Raw genomic sequence first — 20676 nt, 5'->3', positions numbered from 1 at the left:
CAGCACCACCGGCCTCTTCTTCTGCGAACCCATCGCACCAGCCCTGTCCGGCAGAACGGAAGGGGAATCTGCCACACACCAGCATCCCGACCAAAAAACCCACAGCTAAGCAGCGACACACTACTAGGCTGTTGCCCACTCCAAACCGAGGTCTGCCAGTTGCTGGAGCTTGTCTTCCGTCAACTTCCCCCGTCTTGTCTTGGTGTTCGACAGGAAGATCCCGAGCTTCACGGCGTGCTCCTGGCCGTCGATCACGACGGTTTCCACGTGGCCCCTGGGGACTGTCACGGATCCGGTGCGGGCCTTGTAGTGTGCGAGGGCCGCAACGCCCCGCTCGAATGCCCCGGTCCGGCTCTTGGACGGCTTCGGGGGCGCTTCCTGCTGCGGGGGCAGCGGCACGATGCCAAGCTGCTCCAGACGCTCGCGCTGTCCGTCCAGCAGTCTCTGCCAGATGGTCTGCTGCCTCTGTCGCGCCAGCCACTTCCCGACGTCCATCCCGTGGACCATGACTCCCGGCAGGACCTCCGTCTGGTGCTCCTCGCGCGGCAGCTCGCGTACGGCGGCGTAGTGCCGTTGCCAGTCCGCCGGCCACGCCGGGTTCCAGTCCTCGTCGACCTCGCGGAGCGCAGTCTCCCACTCCGGGTGCCCTTCCAACGCTTCGGGACGGCGCAGATTGGACAGCCACTGCCCGATCGGCCTGTCCAGCGCGGTCGCGGTCCGGGGCACGCACAACGTCCAGTGTTCCTCGTAGTACGCGCGGGCCGCCGCCAGGTTCTCCTGGAACCGCTCATCCGCCGGGCTCCACACCATGCCCAGCTTCTCCAGTCGCCGGGCGCGCCGGCCAATCATCTGTCCGGCCCCGTACACGCGTCGCTGCTCCGCGACCCACTTCCCAAGGGGGTACGCATCCTCCCGGTGTCCGTACGGAACTCGGGCGTGACCCTCACGCTCCATGTACGCCTTCAGCTTCGTCCAGCCGCGCGCCCAGTCCTGCTTCTCCGTGTCGATCACGTTGAAGGACACCCAGTCCGCGATCATCACCGGGTCACGCGGAGACGCAAAGCGCAGCAAGAGACGGGACTCTTCCTCGCCTTCGCCCGGTGCCGTACCGATCGACTCGGGACCAGTTGCTGGCCGTAGGCTCCCTCGAACGCCTCCGCCAGCACCCCGAGGCTGGCGTACGTGGCGTAGATGGTGACCGGCCCTGTGCCGTGCCACAGCGCCAGCTGGATCGGGTTGGTCGTGCACCGCACCTTCAACGACCACAGCTGCGGGTCGTCCTGGAGTGAACACACCGCGACCGACGGGCCTTTGTGCCCGGCCTGCACGGTCTGGGCCAGCAGATCCAGCGTCGGCACCAGGACCAGCGTGCGTCCCTTGGGAGCGATCCGGCGTGCGGAGGCGGCCGCGACGAGTGTCTTGCCGGTGCCGCATGCGGCGTGGACCTGGCCGCGCAGTCCGTTCGCCGGGATCCCGTGGGGTGGTACGTCCAGGCCGCGAACGATCGCGTTGACGGCCTCGACCTGGTGGTCCCGGAGGTGGATGTCGGGCATTCGTGCGGTTCTCTCCCGTCTCACAGCGCCAGATGACGTGAGCTCGTGCCATCGAAGTTCGAGCGAGCCTTCTAGTGACCGAGGCGAGGCATCCGGACGACCGCAGTTCCTCCGTCCAGGTCCACCGTTGTCCTGTTCGGCGGTGCCCCGTCGTCCTCGTTGTCCGGCATGACCAGTGCCGACTGCCGCTCCTTCAGCTCGTTCTGCTTGCCCGGCGAAAGACTCGCGTGGAGCTGCTCGAACCCGGTCGCCGAGATCTGGCCCTGTCGCGCGCCGTTTCGCCACGGCAACACCCCGGCCCGCCCCGCGCGCAACAGCAGCTGGTCGACAAAGGCAACCAAGGTCAGGGCAACGACCAGCCCGGGCAGGGTCATGAAGAAGACGAATGCCATACGGCCATTGTGAGGGGAGCGGCGTTGCTGCACTCAACCTTCGACGGCACGACATCATCAGATCGAGTTAAACAACTTGGTTAAAAGCAGGGCTAAATGATGCTAGTGTCGGGATGGAGGTATGGAGATGGCAACCGAGGAAGAGCTGTTCGCGTCGGTCGACGCGCTGCTGGAGGAGGAGCCGCAGCTCCCGCCTCCGCCGGAGCGCGCCCGGTTGCGTGAGGCCGCCGGGATCACGCAGGCCCGCCTCGCGGTCGCGTTGAAGACGTCGACGCAGACGGTCAAGAACTGGGAGAACGGCCGCTCCGAACCGAAGGAGCCACGCCTGTCCGCCTACCAGCGGCTCCTGACGGGCTGGGCGACGAAGCACCCCGCCCACCCCGCCCACAGCGCTACTCCCACTCCCGCCCCGGCCACCGTGCCCCAGTCGGCACTGGTTCCGGAGGCGTTCAGCGGCCCGGTTGAGGTCGAGGCGGAAACCACCGCACCGGAGCAGGCGCCCGCTGCCCCGGCCGCGCCGGAACGTCCGGCCGCCCGCCGCCCGGTCACATCGTCACACCGTCCGGCCGCGAAGAAGGCCACTCAGCCCGCGCTGGACCCGCGGTTCCCGCATGGGCCGCTCGCCGTGCTGGACGGTGACGGCTCCGCGTTCGGCGTGAACGGGATCGTACTGGACTGCCCGGCGACCACCATCCCTCAGCTGGTGGAGTGGACGCTGCGCGAGTCCGGGCTCGGTGCGCCGAAGCTGCACCGCAACGGCAAGGAAAGCGACCCGCTGATCGTGCTCACCGCGGCGGCCGCCGCGAAGCTCGGGCTGCCGGAGCGCCTGGAGGGCCACGAGCAGCGCCGCTCCCTGCGCCTGCCGGACGACCATCCCGTGGTCAAGCAGGTCACCCGTGCGAAGTGGAAGCTGACACAGCGCGGGTTCGGGCCGTGGGCGCGGATCTACCGCCCCGCGCAGGCCGGGCAGCGGCAGTGCGTTCAGCTCGCCGTCCTGTCGTGGGACGCGCTCGACACCCGGGCCTGGCCGGGAGTCGCGGAGATGGAGCCTGCCGACATCGCACGCGTCCTGGGCGTCTACGCCCAGCGCGTCATCACCCCTCGCGGCTCTACGGCCGTGTCCGGGCTGGAGCTGATGACTGCGCTGCGCCCGCCCACGAGGGCAGTGCAGGACCGCGCGACCGGAAACTGGGTCTCCGGCCACAACCCCGGATCGCTCGGGACGGAGCCGGTCGACCCGGCACCGCCGGAGGCCACCCAGGAGCACCCCGTCGTCGTCAACTCCGGCTGGAAGGACGGCTTCCTGGATGAGGAGGCGTACCAGTGGGTGCGGGACCTCGACCTGCTCACCGCCGAGGAGGCAGCCCTTCCGTGGGTGGTCGGCCTGGACCTGAACACCGCCTTCCTCGCGGCCGCGGCCCGTCTGATGGTCGGCCTGTCCGGCCCGGAGCACGTCCGGCACCCGCACTTCGACAAGCGCATCCCCGGCGCATGGCTCGTGGACCTGTCCCCCATCGAATTGGACCCGCGCCTGCCCTCACCGTTCACCCCTTCCGGCCTCCGGCCAACGGGACCCGCCTGGTACCAGACCCACACCGTCGCCTATGCCCAGGAACTCGGCTACAACGTCCAGCCCACCGAGGCGTATCTGCGCCGCGCGACCGGCGCGTACCTGGACCCGTGGCACGACCGGCTCAAGACCGCCTACGTCGACACTCTCGCCGACCTGGGCGTCACCAAGGACCTCAGCGACACCGAATTCCTCGCGGCAATGGAGCGGCACAAGCAGGCCGACCCCGGTTTGGCGGCCGTCCTCGCGGCCATCAAGGCGACCGTCAAGGGCGGCGTGGGCAACCTGCGCGAGCGCCCGCAGGGACGGCACTACAAGGACGGCGACCGCTGGCCGGCCCTTGAACGCCCGACCTGGCGACCGGACATCCGCGCCGCCGTCATCAGCAAGGCCCGGGTCAACATGCACCGCAAGTTGGTCAGGATGGCGGAGTTCACCGGTCTGTACCCGCTCGCGGTACTGTCCGACTGCGTCGTCTACCCCAGCCCGGGCCGCAGCCCGCTGGACTTCCTGCCCTACAGCACCAGCGGCAAGCCGATCCCCGGCGCCTTCCGCCTCGGATCCACCCCGGGCCTGGCCAAGGTCGAAGGAGTGCAGGAGATGGCCTGGGCGGTCGACCTGATGGAGCAGGGCCTGAACCCCGCCCGGCACATCAAGGGTGGCGACGCCGTCCTGGACGAAGGCGAGTAGGCCGTGGCCGGCACCAGCATCGTCGCCCCGCGCCTCGAAGCCGACACCGAAGTGGAGCGGACACTGATCCGCTTCGAGGGCAAGGACCTTGTCTCCGAAGGGAACTGACGCTGTGGGAGAGATCGAGGACGCGATCGAGCGTGCCGACCGAGAGGCTTTCACGCGGGAGCCACCCAAGACGTTGAAGGGCCAGATCGGTTTCCTGCTCAAGCAGTTGAAGTCCGCGAAGGCCGTCGCCGCGGAACTCGGCGTCACTGCCGACTCCGTCAACCGTTACCGGCGCGGCGCCCGCAAGCACCCGCCGAAGGAGATCCAGCAGAAGATCGACGCGGCCGTGCGGTCGCGCTGGCAGCCGCAGGTCCGCAAGCGCCGGCGCAAGCAGGCCGCCGCCACGGGCGGGATCACGGTGGAGACGCGAGCCCGTTTCGGGTTCACCGCGCCGGTCGGCACCACCGACGACGGCCGCCTCCGCCGCCTTACCGTGCACCTTCCTCCGTCTTACGCACAGCGCCTGTTCGACGCCCGCGACATGGGAGCCGGCGACCAGCAGATGCGCCAAATCATCGCCGAAGGATTCAAAGAGATCTATTTCCAGGACGGCGGAGTACGCGCTATGGGACTGTCGGACGTGGCCATCAACGAAATTGACTACCTCGACCTGGATTTCTGAGCCGCCGATGCAGGTACTTGTCCCGCTGTGGTGGCCTTCCCGCGGGAGAGGGTCCGCTGGAAGGCCACCGCGTGTTGATGCGGATGCAGGGGCCGGCGCCGCGGCTGGGTCAGCCTGGCTTTACCGCCAGCGTCGCAAAATAGTTCGACATGTATTGGGCGGATGCGTTGGATTGGTGCGGTGCTTCTGCGAAGCCGGTGAGGACGAACCCCGCGGCGAGTTGCCCGCCGATCTGGTCGGTGAGGGTGTGACTATATTCAAGAGGGGCATCCGCGCCGAACTTCGTGGCGCGTTCCTCGGCGGAGTACTGCGTGACATCGCTGTAGGGCAGCTTGTGCACGACGACCAGCTCGCCGCGCTCGTCGAGGGCCTCGTGGTCGAACAAGTACACATCAGGGTTGAGGAAGCCCACGAGCAGAGTTCCGCCCGGTCGCAGGACGCGGAAGCACTCACGCCACACCGGCGCCAAGTCGGGTACAAATACGTTCGAGACCGGGTGGAACACAACGTCGAATGCTGCGTTGCCGAAGGCGCTGAGGTCGCACATGTCACCCAGGACGGTGCGCAGCTCAAGTCCGTCGCGCGCCGCCACCATCTGGTCCTGGCCGAGCTGGCGGGGCGAGTTGTCGAACACGGTGACCCGCGCCCCTGCGGCGGCGAGGATCGGACCCTGCTGGCCACCGCCGGAGGCCAGGCACAACACGTCCTTGCCGGTCAGGTCCGTCGGCAGCCAGGAGCGGTCGACTGGCTCACGCCCGATGAGGACAATCGACCAGTCGCCCATGCGGGCGCGCTCGACATCCTCAGTACTCACCGGCCTCGTCCACTCGTTGCCCTCCTGGACATACTTGTCCCAGGCTGCCCGATTATGGACACCGGGGTCGACGACAATGTCCTGCACGTTTAACTCCCTGCTTACAGCCAAGCGGACACCAGCGGCACTGACAGTTCGATGCCGATAGCCAACACGATCACAGGTGCGGGCTCAACGAAATTAGCGGGCGTCAAAGGTGCCCACTGGCTCGACGGGTGGTCGCGCAGCGGGTGCGTAAGCGCTGGGTCGTGACGAGGCACCCTCGGTGGCGGTTGGGATTGTGTGACGAATACCAACAAACCCTCCGAGGGTGCCGGATCCCTTGTCTACCAGTGCCGCCTGCCGCTGTCCACGAACACCGTCAACTACGTCGCTGACCTGCTGCGCGCCCACTTGAAGGCGATCGACTCCCGCTGGCGGTCCCGCTCCGGCGGCCAGGTCGGCGGCAACGACATCTCCGCCACCACGATCCGCCGCTGGTGCGACGAGGTGATCGCTCTGCTTGCGGCCAAAGCCCCGCGCCTGGACCGCGCCCTGAAGAAGATCGCCCGAGGCGGCGGCGAGGTCGTGCTGCTGGACGGCACCCTGATCCGCACCCGCCGCCGCACCGGCAAAGCCAACCGCAAAAACTACAGCGGCAAGCACAAGTCCCACGGCCTGCTGTTCCTCGCCCTCACCGACGAGCGCGGCAACCTGGCCTGGATCTCCTCGGCCTGACGGGGCGCGGCCAGCGAGGTCAAGACCGCCCGGCACGACAAGATCTGCGAGCACCTGCGCATCGCCGGTCTGGGCGCCCTGGCCGACCTCGGCTTCGTCGGCCTCGATCAGGACCCCAACGACCGGTGATCACCACCGGGGCCAAGCGGACCCGCAAGAAGAAGCTCACCGCGGCACGGAAGCAGAACAACCAGCTCATCGCCGCCGCCCGCGCCCCCGTCGAACACGGCTTCGCCGCGCTCAAAAACTGGCGCATCCTGACGCGACTGCGCCTCGACCCCGCACGGGCCACGAACCTGCTGCGCGCCCTGCTCGTCCTGACCAACCTCGAAACGAGCCGCTGACAGACGATCTAGAACGCAGACAACCGCCCACCAACAGCACGAGAATCCACGAACCCTGCCACGCCAGGACCCTGACCAGCACGTTCAAGTTGGCAGCGTCTCATTCAGTGCGCTGGGGCCTCATGGAACTGTGCGACGTGGCCGGCGTTCAGTTCCATGTGCCTGCCGGTGAAGCGGCTCCGCATGCGGCGGTCGTGAGTGACGACGACGACCGCGCCTCGGTAGCAGGCAAGGGCTCCTTCCAGTTCCTCGACCAAGGCGGGGGAGAGATGGTTGGTCGGCTCGTCCAGCAGCAACAGGTCGACGGGTTCGCTGACAAGGCGGGCCAGTTCGATCCGGCGCCGTTGTCCATACGACAGTTCGCTCACTTTCAGGCGCAGGTCGACGGGGCTGAACAGGCCCAGGGACAGGAGATGGTCAGTGTGCTCGTCCAGGTCGCCCCCGCGGCCGTAGGCGAACGATTGCGGGACGGTCAGGCCGGTCGGCCACGGGGTCTCCTCCTGCCTCAAGTGCCCGACCCGGCCCCGCGTGCGCACCGTCCCCTCATCGGGTTGCAGCTCACCCGCCAACACCCGCAGCAGCGTCGTCTTGCCGGCCCCGTTGGGCCCGGTGACCAACAGCCGCTCCTCGCCGTCGATCCGCAGCGACGGCACCTGCAGCCGGGCCTCGACACGGATGCCGGTGAGTTCCGCCGCGGCCTGCGACGTCCTACCGTCGGCGGTGGTCATTCGGGCGGCGAACACCAGCGGTTCGGGCGGCGGCGCGACAGGATTGTCCGTGAGCCGTTCGACACGCTCCTTCGCGTTGCGGATACGGACCATCGCCCCGTGACCACGGCCGCGGGTGCGGAAGCCGCCGTGGCCGAACACGGCAAACGGCAGCTTGCGAGGGATCGCGTCCAACCGTGCCACGTTCGTGGCGGCCAACTTCTGGTTGCGGGCCAGCTCCGTGCGCCAGTCCGCGTACTCCTGCAGACGGCGCCGTCGCTCAGCGGCCTTGGCGGCAAGGTAGCCGTCGTAGCCGTCTCCATAACGCGTCACCTTGCCCTCGCCGACCTCCAGGATCGTGGTGGTGACCCGTTCCAGGAACACCCGGTCGTGGGTGACCGCGAGCACCGTGCCGCGATGCGCCCGCAGGTGTGCCTCCAGCCAGCCCACCGCCTGGTCGTCCAGATCATTGGTCGGCTCGTCCAGCAGCAACAGTTCCGGCTGGGACGCCAAGGTCGCGGCCAGCGCCAGCCGTGACCGCTCACCGCCCGACAATGTGCCGAGCGGTCTTTTCCGGGCCAGGCCCGGCAGGCCGAGTCCGTGCAGGGCGATGTCAACCCGGGCATCGGCCTCGTAGCCGGCGCGCGCCTCGTACCGGGCGACCAGGTCGGCGTAGGCGTCCAGCGCCGCGGTGAGCTCCGCCCCCGCCAAGCCCTTGAGTCCGGCTTCGGCGTGGCGCATCCGCGCTTCCAGATCACGCAGTTCGGAAAGAGCCACATCCACCGCGTCCTGGACGTCGGCCTCGGGAGGCAGAGCCAACGACTGAGCGAGATAGCCCAAGCCGCCAGGCGCGACCACGGTCAACTCGCCGTTATCGGACCGGTCATGTCCGGCGATCAGTCGCAACAGGGTTGATTTACCAGCTCCGTTGTCCCCGATGATGCCGGCCCTCTCGCCGGGCTTGATGCTGAGGGACACGTCGTCCAGAACGACTTGATCGTCGTAGCGGCGGGTGACGTTCTGAAGAGATAGCTGTGAGGTAGGCACGGAGTCCCCTGTTCTCGGCCGGGCCGATCGGCATCGGTGGATGGACGCATCCGCGCACGCCAGAACCCTCCACGGCACGCCAGACAGGCGGTATCACGGGAGGAGCGGAAGCACGGATGAGAACGCGCGACGGCGGAGCCGAGCTCAACGCGGCCGCACGGGGACTGTCACAGGGAACCCATGTGCAGCACCCTAGGCGGGGAATCCGTACGCCGCCAAGCCATTTCTTCGGTGAGTCGCGGCGGACAGGTGTTTCCCGGAGCCGCGGACGGCTCCGGGAAACACTCGGTCAGAGACTCAGAGACTCAGAGTCTCTGAGACTCAGAGACTCAGAGACTCAGAGACTCAGAGACTGAGGGGCCCAGGGGGCTCAGGGCAGGATCCTGAGGAGCTTGTTCGGCGAGCCGGTGCCCGGGCTGGTGACCGCGTGTGGTTCGCGAGGTAGACCGCGGCCGCGCCCGCGACGTACCTGAGATGGTGTTGGTGGCGGTGTCGCTGGTGTTCCAGCCCGCCGTGATCGAGGAGCCGTGGGCGAAGAGGTCGAGGACCGAGCTAGCGCAGGGCGCCCTTGAGTTCGGCCAGTGCGCAGGTGGGAGGCGGCGCCTGGACGGCCGGTGTGACAGGTCGGCCAGCAGGTCCAGCGCCTGCCGGTAGGCCTGCTCCGGGAGCCGGTCCGGACAGCTCACATGCAGCACCGTCGACTGCCCCTCGATCTCGTGGTTCACGTGCTCACCCCCACTCCTCAGGCAATCGAACAGAAAATCGAACACGCGAGTGCGACGGCATCGGATTACGCCCCTAGAATCACAAATGTGTTCGATGATCTGCCCCCTGACCTGGAGCGATTGCGCACTCTGCGGGTCTGGCATGCGATGTGGCTGCGCCGCATCGACCGCAAGATCACCCAGGTGGTGCAGCGGCAGGCCGAGCAGGACCGTGGCCGCCGTGCGAAGCCGCGGCCGTCCGAGTGGATCGTCGAACTCGGCATCGGGGCCGGCCGGCCGCCCACGCAGGTCCACCGGGGCTCCTGCTACATGGCAGGCAAGCGACACCGCCCGATCGGCCGTGAGGAGGCCCGGAGCCTGCTCGCCGCCGGCACCAGCGCCTGCATGCACTGTCGGCCCGACAGGGATCTCGGGATCAACTGCTTAGGACTCCTAACGAAGTGATCTTGGAGGTGGTTGGATCACTCCGAGGCCGAGGCCGAGGGGCTAGGGGTGCGGGGTGGCGCACGATAGCGCGCGCCTCACCGGTCTTCCCTGGAGCATGTGGCGATGGTCTCCTCCAGCGAGACATCGAGCGGGGCCGGCTCTATCCCGAAGGCCTCGGTCGCGGCGGAGGAATCCACCACGAACGGCTTGCGGAACTGGTACTGGGTCTCGCGGAGTTCGCGAACGGTCGGATTGACCAGTCCGCCGAGCCAGAGCACTGCCGCGGGCATGGTGGACAACCGCGGTGGCGGCGCGTCGGCCAATGCGCAGGCGCGAATGGTGATGTCGCGGATGGAGACCGGCGCGGCGGTCGGCGCGTGCCAGGCGCGACCCCACGCTTTTTCGTCCGCCGCGACGGCGACCAGTGTGCGCGCCACGTCGCCGACGTAGGTCCAACTGTGCGGCGCGTCCAAGTCCGCGGGCACACTCGCGCGCGCTCCCGCCAGCGCCTTGGGCAGGACAGCCATGGTAAGCAGCGACTGGGTACCGGCCCCGAGGTAGTCCGAGGAACGGACCTCCGCGGTGCGGACGTGGCCTGCTTCGTACGCGGCGAGCGCGTCGGCCCACATCTGAGCCCGCACGCGGGCCTTCGCGCCTCTCGCCGGTAGCGGGTGCCGTTCGGTCATGGCGCCGGTCACCGGACCGTAGCCGTAGAGGTTGCCCGCGGTCACCAGGATGGCGCCGCTGGTACGGGCGGCTTCGAGGAAGGCCGCCGCCAGCGGCGGCCACTCGACGGGCCACCGGTGGTAGGGCGGGCCGGCGCAGTTGTAGAGCGCGGTCGCGCCCGCACAGAGCCGGGCGAGTGCTGATGCGTCGGTCGCGTCGGCTGCCACCCGCTCGACGGCCACATGGTCGGGACCGGTTCCGCGCCGTGTCACCACGCGGACCTGTTCCCCTTGGTCGGCGAGCAGGCGCGCGGTGGCTGATCCGACCGGCCCGGCACCGACGATGACGTGCAAAGACATGAGCTGACCCCGGATGCGTGTACGGCGTTCTCTTGCAAGAACAGTGTTCTCTCATCTATTTGCACCACCGGCGGACCGCCTGTCAAGAACACCGTTCACTCTTCGGTCGGCCGTTCTCCCCGCTGTGCGAGAATGCAGTCATGTCGGTGCCATCACTGCGGGCCCGGGTCCGCGCCGAGACCGCCGAGGAGATCCGCGCGATCGCCAAGCGCCACCTGGCCACGGACGGCGCGAACCTGTCCCTGCGGGCCGTGGCGAGAGACGCCGGACTGGTCCCCTCGGCGCTCTACCGCTACTTCCCGAACCGTGACGCCCTGCTGACCGCGCTGATCACGGATGCCTACGCGGCGCTCGCCGCGTCCGCGAAGGCCGCGGAAGCCGCCGTCCCCCGCCACGACCTGACGGCCCGGCTCGTGGCACTCGGCCACGGGGTGCGCTCGTGGGCCCTGGACCACCCCGCCGAATACGCCCTGATCTACGGCAGCCCGGTACCGAGGTATGCGGCTCCGCCGGAGACCGTGGGGCCGGCATCCGAGGTCGTGATGACCCTGATCACCCTCCTGTTCGACGGCGCCGGACGCGGGCTGCACCCGGCGACCCCGCCCCGGCCACTGCCCGCCACGACCCGCGCGGAGCTGCGCCGACTGCTGGACCACAGCCCCATGCCGAAGCCCACGCGGACCGAACCGGCACCCGAGGTGGCCCTCGCCACCGCGTTCACGCTGTGGACCCAACTGTTCGGCCTGGTCAGCTTCGAGGTCTTCGGACGGCTCGCCGACCTGATCGAGGGACGGCGGGAGTACTTCGAGCACCAGATGCTGGTGATGGCCGACTTCGCCGGGCTCGCCACGGCCGTCCCCTCCCACGGCGACGGGTGAGGCACATGGAACATCGACAGCTCAGATACTTCTGCGCGGTCGCCGAGGAGACGAACCCGACGCGGCGGCACAACTCGCCCGCCCTCAGCCAGTCAAGGCCCTCCCCACCCTCGGCTCCAGCATCATCTGCTGGCGTCGCCTGAAGACCTCTTTTTGCTAGGAGTCCTTAGAGCCGATCTCAGGATTGCACTACAGGCGAGGGCGACGTCTCCGGCGGAACCCGTCAGTCGAAGGACGGCCCGGTATGCGAGATCTGGTGCTTGAGTACCTGGTCGTCCTTGATGTCGACGGATACGGAGGGGCGCGGTGCCACCGCGCGGAAGGCGTCGAGGGCCTCCTGCGACTCCCAGTGCTCGAAGTTGTTCACAGCTCGACCGGGTCGGGCGAGATGGACAAGTCGGGGCAGCCTGGGCGACTGCGGGCCGCCTCCATGATGGGGCGGTGCCCCTCGTTCCCTTCTCTCGCATCCCCAGGGACGTAGCCCCCGGCAAGGGCCGGCCGAATAGCTGCAACCCACGTGTGTGGACTTCCGACATCCGCGAAACTCATCGCCCGACCCGTGGCGCCGCAAGATCGGGTCGGGCTCTCTTTTGACGAGCATGTTCGCTGGTGAGCGCATCGGCGGTAGCAGATGAGGGCTGCGGAGATACTGGCGAAGGCCAGGAAATGATCGGCTTTGCGCTCGTAGCGGCGGTGCAGGCGGCGGCACCCGGACAGCCACGCCACCGTCCACTCCACGGTCCAATGGTGGCGGCCCAGCCGCAGCCATCGGCGCAGGTAGTCGCAGGCATAGCCCTTGTCGCCATGGAACTTGACGGGCCGCCGTCGGCGGGGCGCGCGCCGGGAGCGGATGGGAGGTCGGCCCGGACGCACCGAAGCCAGCGATCAAGCCAGTTGAGACGATCTCTTAATCGCCTTTCGTGCCCCGTCGAGTGGGAGCTAGTGTTCGCGCAGCGAGTGACTCAAGAGGAGCGAAGACATGGTCGGTCGTCCGAGCACGCGTTGACGTTTGAGGCCGTGAGCGGCCTGTCATCGCGTGCTGCCCTTGATGCGCGGCATAGCGAGCCTTCCTTTCCCGCTGCCTGAAATGGTCGGTGCACCTGTCGTGCACCGGTTGGCGGGTCTCGTCTTCGGTCCTCCGAGGGGTCCCCGTGCCGTCCTCTTCCTCCGCTGTATCCGATTCCGGTGGCCCTGTTCCGTCAAGCCTGTGGCGGGACGGCGACTTCCGCAGGCTCTGGGTGGGCCAGACAGCCTCCCAACTGGGCGAACACACAAGTCTGGTGGTTCTGCCGCTCTTCGCCGTCCTGACGCTCAACGCCAGTGCCGGCCAGTTGGGCGCCCTGCGCGCGGTGGGGCAGGCGCCGATCCTGCTGCTGTCACTCTTCGCCGGCGCGTGGGTGGACAGGTGGCGGACCCGCACGCTGATGGTGCTGACGGACGCCGGTCGGGCCCTGGCACTGGGCGCCGCCGCCGTGGCCGGTCTCCTCGGTTGGCTTGGCCTGCCGGCGCTGCTCGTGGTTGCCTTCGCCGTCGGAGCTCTGTCCGTGTTCTTCGACGTGGCATACCAGGCGTCTCTCGTACGGCTGGTGAAACGCGATCAGTTGGTGCGGGGCAACAGCGCGCTCGAGGGCAGCCGGTCCGCGGCGCAGATCGGCGGTCCCGCCCTCGGCGGTGCGTTGGTGTCTGTGCTGTCGGCGCCGATCGCCGCCGCCTCCAGCGCGGTGTTCTTCGCGCTGTCGTTCCTGTCGATCCGACGCATCGGTCGCCGAGAATCCACCCCGGAACGCTCGGAACGTCCTCCTCGGGTCTGGCGGCGGATCCATGAGGGCCTCCGCTTTGTCGCAGGCGACACCTCACTGCGGACTGTGTGCCTCGCATCAGCCGCTTTCCAGTTCTTCTTCGCGGCTGTGATGACTGTCTATCTGCTGCTCCTGCCACGGGACCTGCACCTGTCGGGCACCGCCGTTGGGCTGGCACTCGCGGCGACGGGGCCGGGCGCGCTCCTGGGCTCGCTGCTGGCCGCCCGCCTGCCGAGCCGCTTCGGATACGGCGCTGTGCTCGTGTCCGCGGCAGCCCTCGGCGACGGCGTGTTCCTGTTTGTACCCGCACTGCACGGCTCCTCCGTGGTGACGGTTCCCGCGCTCCTCACGGTCAACTTCGTCTTCGGGACCTTCAGCCAGTTGGTGAATGTCACGGTCATGGCCGTCCGTCAGTCCCTCACTCCGGACGGGATGCAAGGCCGCGCGGCCGCGACGATCAACTTTGTCGGCATGGGACTGACGCCGCTCGGCTCGCTGCTCGGCGGCTTTCTCGCAGAAGTGTGGGGGACGCGCACCAGCCTTCTGGTCACAGCCGCAGGCATGCTGCTGTCGCCGGCACTGATGGTTTTGTCCCCGCTCGCCCGCCTGGGACGGACGCTTCCCGCCCCGCCGGAGACTCCGGTCCCGTCTGCGTGACGGCTTCTATCACCGTGAATAGCCGACATGATTCTGTCTGCGGTCGTAGCCATCACGAAAGCGCGGTCACAACCAACTGAAGCGCTCAGCCGACTGACGCACCGGCAGCCGGCGGTGGCTCAGAGGAGGGCGTCGAGGGTGATCGGCAGTTCGCGGAGGCGCTTTCCGGTGGCGTGGTACACGGCGTTGGAGATCGCGGAGGCGATGCCGACCAGGCCGACCTCGCCCACGCCCTTGGTGCCGGTTGCGGTGCCGCGGTCGGGTTCGCCGACGAAGACCACGTCGAGCTCGGGTACGTCGGCGTTCACGGCGACGAGGTAGTCGGCGAACGTACCGTTGGCGACGCGCCCGGTGCGCGGATCGATGGCGGTGTCCTCGTACAGGGCCATGCCGATGCCGCCGACCGTCCCGCCGATGATCTGGCTTCTGGCCGTCTTCGCGTTGAGGATGCGGCCACCGTCGATCGCGGAGACCACCCGTGCGACCCGGATGAGGCCGAGGTCGGCGTCGACCCGGACCTCCACGAACTTCGCGCCGTACGCGCCGGCGAGAGACATGCCCAGCTCGGTGGCGACCGGGGGAGTGCTGCTCCCGTTCGCCGTGAGCTCGGACAGACCGTGCCGGGCGAGGATGTCGACGTACGACTCCCCGCGGTCCGGGCAGCCTGAGAGGTGGACCCGCCCACCGGTGGACTCCACGTCGTCCGGGGACGCGCCCAGCAGGGGCGAGTCGGCGTCGCCACGCGCGAGTTCCGCGACTGAGCGCACCAGCCGCCGGCAGGCGTCGTGCACGGCGTTGCCCAGCGCACCGGTCAGGCCGGAGCCGCCCGCCATCATCGAGTTGGGCATGTCCGAGTCGCCCAGGTCGAAGCGGACCAGGTCCAGAGGCAGACCCAGTTCCTCGGCGGCCAGTTGGGTCATCACGGTGTACGTGCCGGTGCCGATGTCGGTCGCCGCGCTGCGCACCAGCGCGCTGCCATCGCTGTTGACGGTGGCCTGCGCCGCGCAGGGCTGCGCGAAGTAGGGGAACAGGGCGCTCGCCATGCCGTAGCCGACAAGCCAGTTCCCGTCGCGCATGGAGTGCGGCTCGGGGTTCCGGTCGGACCAGCCGAAGCGCCGGGCACCGGCCTCGTAGCACTCCAGGAGCGCTTTGCCGGACCAGGGCAGCCCGTTGCGCGGATCGACGTCCGTGTAGTTGCGCAACCGCAGCTCCAGGGGGTCCATGCGCAGGGCGTAGGCCAGTTCGTCGAGCGCCGACTCCAGCGCGAAGTTGCCCTGCGCCTCGGCCGGGGCGCGCATGGACGTCGGCATGGCGACGTTGATCCGCGCCTGCCGGTCCCGCGTGATCACGTTGGGGCACCGGTAGGCGTAGGCGGTTGCCGAGGCGAACGGCTCGAAGTCGTCGCCCTCCATGCTCAGGGAGCTGAGGCTGCGGTGGTCGAGGGCGACCAGTTCGCCCTCGCGCGTGGCACCGACACCGAGCCACTGCACGCCGCTGGGGCGGTGCCCGACCGAGGTGAACATCTGCGGTCGGGTCAGGACCAGCTTGACCGGGCGGTTGAGCACCCGGGCGGCCATGGCGGTCAGGATCACGTGCGGCCACACGCGCAGTCCGGCGCCGAAGCCCCCGCCGACATAGGGCACCAGGACCCGCACGGCACTCTCGGGGATACCGAAGACCATGGCGAGGGTGGTGCGGACCATCGACGGCCACTGGCTGGTGTCGTGGACAGTGAGGGTGTCGCCTTCCCACACGGCGAGGGTGGCGAACAGCCCGAGCGGGTTGTGGGTGTTGTCCGCCGTGGTGTACGTGGCGCGGAGGGTCACCTCTGCGGTCTCCAGTGCCGCGGCGGCGTCGCCGCGCGAGTGGTCCATCCTCCACGGGTCGACGAGTTGCTCGGCCCGGGGGTCCTGGAGGTCCAGCAGTGGCTCCGAGGCCTCGTAGTCGGCTCGTACCAGGCGTGCCGCGGCGGCGGCCTGTTCCGGGGTCTCGGCCACCACGAAGGCGATGTGCTGTCCGTGGTGGAGGACCCGCTCGCTCCGCAGCGGTGCGGGCGTCGGCTCCCCGAGCACCGTCGTCGGTCCCGTTGCGACCTCCGGGGCGTTCTCGTGGGTGAGTACGGAGATCACTCCCGGGGAGCTTTCGGCGGCCTCGGTGTGCATGCGGACGATCCGGCCCGCCGCGATGGTGCTCTGCACCACGGCGCCGTAGGCCTGGCCGGGGACGCTGAAGTCCATGGGGTACGGGGCGGTGCCGGTGACCTTGCGCGGGCCGTCGACCCGGCTGATGCCCGCGCCGACCAGCGGCCTGCTCTCGACGGTGCTCATGCGGTCACTCCTGACACTGTCTGCAGCTGGCGCATCAGTGTGCGCCGGGCGAGCGGCACCTTGAACGCCGTACCCGGGACGGTCCAGGCCTCGCGCATCGTGGCCTCGGCCGCGTCCTGGAACGTGGCCGTCGTGGCCGGCGCGTCGGTCAACACGTGCTCGGCCTCGTAGGCCCGCCAGGGCTTCGACCCCACCCCGCCCAGCCCGACCCGGGCCTGGCGGATCGTCCCGTCGTCCACGACGAGCAGCACCGCGGCCGAGGTGAGGGCGAACTCGTACGACATCCGGTCGCGGACCTTGAGGTAGCCCGACCGGGCGGCCGGCGGCGGCAGCGGGATCTCGACCTCGGTGATCAGCTCGGCGTGCTCCAGGACGTTCTCGCGCTCGGGGCTCTCGTCGGCCGTCAGGTAGAACTCCGTCAGCGGGACGGTGCGACGCTGCGAGACCCCCTGGATGTGCACGACCGCGTCGAGCGCCACCAAGGCGACGGCGAGGTCGGAGGCGTGCAGCGCGATGCACCGCTCGCTCACGCCGAGCACGGCGTGCATGCGCGCCACGCCCTCCACCGCGGCACAGCCGGAGCCGGGCGTGCGCTTGTTGCACTCGACGACCGTCGGGTCGCGGAAGTAGCGGCAGCGGGTGCGCTGCAGCAGGTTGCCCCCGATGGTGGCCATGTTCCGCAGCTGCACCGACGCGCCCAGCAGCAGGGACTCCCGCACCATGGGCAGCCGCTCGACCACCGTGGCGTCGGCGGCCAGCTCCTCCATCGTGGCGAGCGCCCCCACGTGGAGGGACTCGCCGCGGCGCTCGATGCCGTGCAGCGGGAGCCGGGTGATGTCGATCAACCGCGGCGGCTCCAGGACCCCGTCCTTCATCAGGTCGAGCTGCGTCGTGCCGCCCGCCAGGCAGGACGCCGCCGGGTCGTCCGCCAGCAGTTGTACCGCCTCCCGGGTGTCGGTGGCCCGTACGTAGTCAAAGCCGCGCATCGGGACCTCCCCCGGACGCCGCCTCGCGTATCGCGGCCACGATGTTGGGATAGGCACCGCAGCGGCACAGGTTGCCGCTCATGAACTCCCGGATCTCCTCGTCGGAGCCGGCCCGACCCTCGGCCATCAGCGCCACCGCGGACATGATCTGTCCCGGCGTGCAGAAGCCGCACTGGAAGCCGTCGTGTTCCATGAACGCCTTCTGCACCGGATGCGGCCCGTCGGCGCCGGAGACGCCCTCGATCGTGGTGATCTCCCGGCCCTCGGCCTGCGCCGCCAGGGTCAGGCAGGACAGCACTCTCCTACCGTCCAGGTGGACCGTGCACGCGCCGCAGGCACCCTGGTCGCAGCCCTTCTTCGTGCCCACCAGGCCCAGCCGGTCCCGCAGGGCGTCCAGCAAGGTGACCCGGGTGTCCAGGCGCAGGGTGTACGACCGGCCATTGACTGTGAGTGTCACGACCCGCTCGGTGACCACGGGACGCTCGTCCACGTCCCGTTCGCTCGCCACGTCCCTCATCGCGTCCTCCTCCGGACGGGTCGGATACGACTCAAGCCCCTCCTGAGGGCGGATCCGGTGAGTTGGTTCGTCAGGCGCCACGAAAGGCGGGATCGACCTTTTGATGTCAATACATCCGCCTTTCTCCCCAATATACGCTGAATGGGCGTTCCGGCACGGGGCACCGGACCGTCTCCACCCCGGCCGCTCCCAAGACGGATGTGCCGATGGCCCAGCGAAACAGGGGTTGCTACCTACGCGGTGACGCGGACGCTCGTCACACCGGATCCGGGTCCTGCCTCTGGCCGAGTTCACGGCGCTACGACGTGGCTTCTCGCTCCGTGCAGCACACTGTTGGTGCTCAGCCAACTCGGCGTACAGGGGAGAAAGTTAACTCTCCGCGCGCGAGATCTCCGACGCGCTCGCCTGGAACGCAGCGGCCGGCCTGAACCGCGTCCTGCCGTTCGTCAACTGAGAGTCACCTCGCACCGATGGCTTTCGCACGCCGTCCCCGGGGTGACCCTGAGCCGCAGCCTACGGCCGGTTTCGAGGACCTGAACGGACGGGTCGCTCTCGACGACGCGACGCACCGGCCGGTCCCAGACGATCTCCACCGGGGCGCCGGAGCGGTGCGGCTCGCTGACGCACAGTGTGGCGCTGCGCCCCCGACGGCGCAACAGGACCGCGGCGGGCGCGGAGACGGTGAGCGGGCCCGCCGTGCCGGCCTGCCAGAAGGTGGCGGCGGTCAGCCCGAGGCGGCCGATGGCGACGGCCTGGCGGGTGCTGTCGTTCGCGAGGATCCGCAGCCAGTCGCGCTCGGCCGCGCGCTCGGCCACGGCGCGTCGGGTGGCGCCCGGCATCAGGACGTAGGCGTACGAACCCGCCACCGGGTCGGTGCCGTGGTCGAGCCACAGGGTCTGCCAGCGGCGGGTGCGGCGCTCCGTGGAGCTGGTGGTGTTGATGTCTGACCAGGCGCCGGTGCGGTCCTCCCGCAGAGTGCGCAGTTCGGCGCCGCCCGGCAGGACCCAGCCTCCGTGCCCTTCGAGGTGGACCCAACGGGGCCGCGGCCGGTCGTCGACGGCGAAGGCCTGGGTGCCGCCCTCGCCCAGGTTGCGGTTGTCGACGATCGTCTCGACGGGCACGCCGTCCGTGGCGGTGATTCCGGCCCCGAGGCAGACGATCGCGTCGTCGGCGCAGAACCACGCCTTGCGGGCCTGAAGCGTGGAGCCGAGGCCCTTGACGTGCTGGCCCAGGGCGGCGAACTCGCCGTCGGTGACGCCGCCGACCCACTGCACGGCGGGCCGGGACGCGCCCCACTCGCCGCCCGCCAGATCGGCAAGTCGCTTGGTGGAGACGGTGGTTCCGGGCAGCCGGTACCAGTCGACGGTCGGCCAGAACCAGTCCGTGTACTGGTCGCTGCGGGCGCCCGTGGCCCACCAGGTGAGCATCCCGGCGCCGGTGTGCCAGCCGCGCGGGTTCTCGCCGTTTCCGCACTCGTAGTACGCGATCCGCTCGGAGGACATCGAGATGTTCGCGGCGAAGGCGGGCCTGCGGTGGACGGCGCGGTCCATGGCGGCGAAGAGGCGGTGCTCGACGGGCTCCGGAGCCGCCGCGACCGCCGAGTCGGCGACCGCGTGCAGCCGGGACAGGTCCGCGACGCCGAACTGCGGCGCGCTGAGGAGCGGGGTGACCGTGTCCCGGGCGATCCAGCCCTTGATGCGCCCGTACCAGCGCTCGCGCTCGGCCGCGCTCGCGCCACCCGCGAGCAGCGCCATCGCGGCGATGATGCCCTGCCCGTGGAAGTGGTCGCTGCGCATGATGTGCTGGTCGTCGCTCAGCAGATAACCCCGGCTGATGGCACGGCCGTTGACGCTGTCCATCGCCAGGCCGTCGAAGATCAGCGGTGCGTAGGCGTGCTCGACGCTGTCGAGGATGATCTGACGGCCCGGGTCGGTGACGGCCCAGGTCGACCCGGCGAGCAGCGCGAAGAGCCGCCCGAGGCCGTCGAGCATGACCTGTCCGTAGGTGCCCGAGTACGCGATCCAGGTGTGCTGAATGAACGATCCGTCGGTGTACAGCCCGTCGCCCTTGGTGACGTACGGGAAGACCGGCGAGAGCGCGTCGCGGGCGAGCGCGATCTTCTCCGGGGCTCGGCCGAGGATGCCGCGCAGCGCCACGGAGCGGCACAGGTCGACTCGGTTGGCGCCGGTGGAGGTGCCGGTGTAGTCGCCGAGCATGGAGTCGGGGACGAAGTGGTCGACGGCGGCGCCGCGCTGGGCGTCGGTGAGGTGGTCGTACAGCGTGGCCACGATGTCCATCAGAAGGCGCGGGCTGCCGATCTGCCACTCCCACCAGTTGCCGTAGCGGGTGGTCGCGGAGTTGTAGACCGTGGCCGCGAGGTGGTCGAGGCCGCGCAGGATGTCCGCGAGGAGCCCGGCGTCGCCGGTCAGGCCGGTGCCCTGCTGTGCATAGGCCTGGGCCATGGTCCACAGCCTGCTGTAGCTCTGGGTGATGCCGGCGGGCGGGTCGAAGGCATAGCCGGGCCACAGGGAGTTCGCGGCGGGCGCCATGGTGCCGCGGAAGTCGCTCGCGAGGGCGCCGGTCTCTCGCAGCCGGGATGCGTAGGGCTCGGCGGTCGCGTCGTAGCCGGTACCGAGGGCGATCTCCAGCCAGCGCTGCCGCAGCGTGTCGTACTCGTCGGTCTGCGGTGCGGCGGTCGCCGGACCGGGGACGGTGAGCGAGGAAGCCGCGCCGGCAGCCACGGCCGCGGCGATCAGGAACGTACGGCGGTTCGGAGTCATGAACATGCCCTATCAGCCGACGGAAAGCGCTTTCTACAGGGCGGACGGAAGG

At 69.3% G+C, this 20676-nt stretch carries 18 protein-coding genes and 2 pseudogenes; 7 read left to right on the top strand and 13 right to left on the bottom strand.

All coding sequences use genetic code 11. The features are described from left to right. Positions 1-123: 123 nt before the first annotated feature. The 3 genes from ACIQFZ_RS30455 to ACIQFZ_RS30445 form a co-directional block, all read right to left on the bottom strand. The gene (locus ACIQFZ_RS30455; RefSeq protein WP_383063260.1) at positions 124-1071 is read right to left on the bottom strand and encodes a helicase associated domain-containing protein; all 948 of its coding nucleotides are present in this window, start codon (positions 1069-1071) and stop codon (positions 124-126) included. Beyond that, positions 1038-1553 carry a DEAD/DEAH box helicase family protein gene (locus ACIQFZ_RS30450; RefSeq protein WP_383063257.1) on the bottom strand — a complete coding sequence of 172 codons (516 nt, stop codon included), beginning with the start codon at positions 1551-1553 and terminating at the stop codon, positions 1038-1040. The genes ACIQFZ_RS30455 and ACIQFZ_RS30450 overlap by 34 nt, the downstream gene beginning before the upstream one ends. 71 nt (positions 1554-1624) lie before the next feature. Further along, positions 1625-1945: a DUF6191 domain-containing protein gene (locus ACIQFZ_RS30445; protein WP_376541851.1), complete on the bottom strand. Its 321-nt coding sequence runs from the start codon at positions 1943-1945 to the stop codon at positions 1625-1627. 127 nt (positions 1946-2072) lie between these two features. Here ACIQFZ_RS30445 and tap point away from each other — a divergent pair, with 127 nt between their 5' ends. Both tap and tpg read left to right on the top strand, forming a co-directional pair. Beyond that, positions 2073-4205, top strand: coding sequence for a telomere-associated protein Tap (gene tap, locus ACIQFZ_RS30440; RefSeq protein WP_402692704.1), 2133 nt, complete (start codon positions 2073-2075; stop codon positions 4203-4205). 112 nt (positions 4206-4317) lie between these two features. Continuing rightward, complete coding sequence (tpg, locus tag ACIQFZ_RS30435) at positions 4318-4875, top strand: telomere-protecting terminal protein Tpg (RefSeq protein WP_402692703.1); 558 nt, start codon at positions 4318-4320, stop codon at positions 4873-4875. 109 nt (positions 4876-4984) lie between these two features. On the opposite strand, the gene ACIQFZ_RS30430 is transcribed toward tpg, so the two are convergent. Beyond that, entirely contained in the window at positions 4985-5776 is a 792-nt protein-coding gene (locus ACIQFZ_RS30430; protein WP_365432461.1) for a class I SAM-dependent methyltransferase, read from the bottom strand. Positions 5777-5971: 195 nt separating this feature from the next. Between ACIQFZ_RS30430 and ACIQFZ_RS30425 the strand changes: the two genes are divergently transcribed. Both ACIQFZ_RS30425 and ACIQFZ_RS30420 read left to right on the top strand, forming a co-directional pair. Then, on the top strand, positions 5972-6406 hold the full coding sequence (locus ACIQFZ_RS30425) for a hypothetical protein (protein ID WP_383063246.1): 435 nt from the start codon (positions 5972-5974) through the stop codon (positions 6404-6406). 125 nt (positions 6407-6531) lie between these two features. Further along, on the top strand, positions 6532-6750 hold the full coding sequence (locus ACIQFZ_RS30420) for a transposase family protein (protein WP_402692702.1): 219 nt from the start codon (positions 6532-6534) through the stop codon (positions 6748-6750). A gap of 104 nt (positions 6751-6854) precedes the next feature. On the opposite strand, the gene ACIQFZ_RS30415 is transcribed toward ACIQFZ_RS30420, so the two are convergent. Both ACIQFZ_RS30415 and ACIQFZ_RS30410 read right to left on the bottom strand, forming a co-directional pair. Further along, on the bottom strand, positions 6855-8504 hold the full coding sequence (locus ACIQFZ_RS30415) for a TlrC/CarA/OleB/SrmB family ABC-F type ribosomal protection protein (protein WP_402692701.1): 1650 nt from the start codon (positions 8502-8504) through the stop codon (positions 6855-6857). Between the two features lie 370 nt (positions 8505-8874). Next, positions 8875-9055: pseudogene (locus ACIQFZ_RS30410) on the bottom strand (S8 family peptidase); the annotation flags it as partial. Positions 9056-9316: 261 nt separating this feature from the next. Here ACIQFZ_RS30410 and ACIQFZ_RS30405 point away from each other — a divergent pair. Further along, on the top strand, positions 9317-9673 hold the full coding sequence (locus ACIQFZ_RS30405; RefSeq protein WP_402692700.1) for a DUF6233 domain-containing protein: 357 nt from the start codon (positions 9317-9319) through the stop codon (positions 9671-9673). A 77-nt stretch (positions 9674-9750) separates the two neighbouring features. Here the strand turns inward: ACIQFZ_RS30405 and ACIQFZ_RS30400 are convergent, their stop codons facing one another. Then, positions 9751-10680 carry an NAD-dependent epimerase/dehydratase family protein gene (locus ACIQFZ_RS30400; RefSeq protein WP_402692699.1) on the bottom strand — a complete coding sequence of 310 codons (930 nt, stop codon included), beginning with the start codon at positions 10678-10680 and terminating at the stop codon, positions 9751-9753. A gap of 140 nt (positions 10681-10820) precedes the next feature. Here ACIQFZ_RS30400 and ACIQFZ_RS30395 point away from each other — a divergent pair, with 140 nt between their 5' ends. Then, positions 10821-11558, top strand: coding sequence for a TetR/AcrR family transcriptional regulator (locus ACIQFZ_RS30395; protein ID WP_402692698.1), 738 nt, complete (start codon positions 10821-10823; stop codon positions 11556-11558). Positions 11559-11781: 223 nt separating this feature from the next. On the opposite strand, the gene ACIQFZ_RS30390 is transcribed toward ACIQFZ_RS30395, so the two are convergent. Together ACIQFZ_RS30390 and ACIQFZ_RS30385 are read right to left on the bottom strand one after the other, a co-directional pair. Further along, positions 11782-11925: a hypothetical protein gene (locus ACIQFZ_RS30390; RefSeq protein WP_402692697.1), complete on the bottom strand. Its 144-nt coding sequence runs from the start codon at positions 11923-11925 to the stop codon at positions 11782-11784. Between the two features lie 242 nt (positions 11926-12167). Further along, positions 12168-12422 (bottom strand): annotated as a pseudogene (locus ACIQFZ_RS30385) (IS5/IS1182 family transposase); the annotation flags it as partial. A 287-nt stretch (positions 12423-12709) separates the two neighbouring features. Here ACIQFZ_RS30385 and ACIQFZ_RS30380 point away from each other — a divergent pair. Then, the gene (locus ACIQFZ_RS30380) at positions 12710-14014 is read left to right on the top strand and encodes an MFS transporter (protein WP_402692696.1); all 1305 of its coding nucleotides are present in this window, start codon (positions 12710-12712) and stop codon (positions 14012-14014) included. 119 nt (positions 14015-14133) lie between these two features. On the opposite strand, the gene ACIQFZ_RS30375 is transcribed toward ACIQFZ_RS30380, so the two are convergent. The 4 genes from ACIQFZ_RS30375 to ACIQFZ_RS30360 form a co-directional block, all read right to left on the bottom strand. Beyond that, positions 14134-16341: a xanthine dehydrogenase family protein molybdopterin-binding subunit gene (locus ACIQFZ_RS30375; protein ID WP_402692695.1), complete on the bottom strand. Its 2208-nt coding sequence runs from the start codon at positions 16339-16341 to the stop codon at positions 14134-14136. Then, on the bottom strand, positions 16338-17327 hold the full coding sequence (locus ACIQFZ_RS30370; protein ID WP_402692694.1) for an FAD binding domain-containing protein: 990 nt from the start codon (positions 17325-17327) through the stop codon (positions 16338-16340). The genes ACIQFZ_RS30375 and ACIQFZ_RS30370 overlap by 4 nt, the downstream gene beginning before the upstream one ends. Beyond that, entirely contained in the window at positions 17314-17844 is a 531-nt protein-coding gene (locus tag ACIQFZ_RS30365) for a (2Fe-2S)-binding protein (RefSeq protein WP_365422299.1), read from the bottom strand. Before ACIQFZ_RS30365 ends, ACIQFZ_RS30370 begins: the two co-directional genes overlap by 14 nt. Positions 17845-18290: 446 nt before the next feature. After that, positions 18291-20624: a polysaccharide lyase 8 family protein gene (locus tag ACIQFZ_RS30360; RefSeq protein WP_402692693.1), complete on the bottom strand. Its 2334-nt coding sequence runs from the start codon at positions 20622-20624 to the stop codon at positions 18291-18293. Between the last annotated feature and the right edge of the window lie 52 nt (positions 20625-20676).

The sequence above is a fragment of the Streptomyces sp. NPDC093064 genome (genome assembly GCF_044754605.1).
Classification (GTDB): Bacteria; Actinomycetota; Actinomycetes; order Streptomycetales; family Streptomycetaceae; genus Streptomyces.
The sequence above is the reverse complement of the archived record's forward strand: the minus strand, read 5'-3'. Positions and strand labels throughout refer to the sequence as shown.